1 protein-coding gene is annotated in these 260 nt (G+C 65.4%); it reads left to right on the forward strand.

Annotated features, from left to right (window positions below; translation table 11 throughout):
• On the forward strand, nt 1-260 hold a 260-nt coding region (locus B8460_RS20180), incomplete at both ends, for an efflux RND transporter permease subunit (RefSeq protein WP_048863421.1).

The following is a 260-nucleotide window of genomic DNA, read 5'->3' on the forward strand; positions in this document are numbered from 1 at the left end:
CCGTGCCGCAGGCCATCCTTCAGGATCAGGCGCAGAACTTCATCCGACCGCAGCTCGCGACCGTCCCGGGCGTCGCCATCCCCTCGCCCTATGGCGGCCTCGTCCGGCAGATCCAGGTGGACATCGACCAGCACGCGCTGCAGTCCTTCGGCCTGTCAGGCCAGGATGTCGTGAAGGCGATGCTGAAGCAGAACCTGATCCTGCCGGTCGGCACCGAGAAGGTCGGCAAGTTCGAATACACGGTCGACCTGAACGACGCC

This window comes from Acidisphaera rubrifaciens HS-AP3 (assembly GCF_000964365.1).
GTDB lineage: Bacteria > Pseudomonadota > Alphaproteobacteria > Acetobacterales > Acetobacteraceae > Acidisphaera > Acidisphaera rubrifaciens.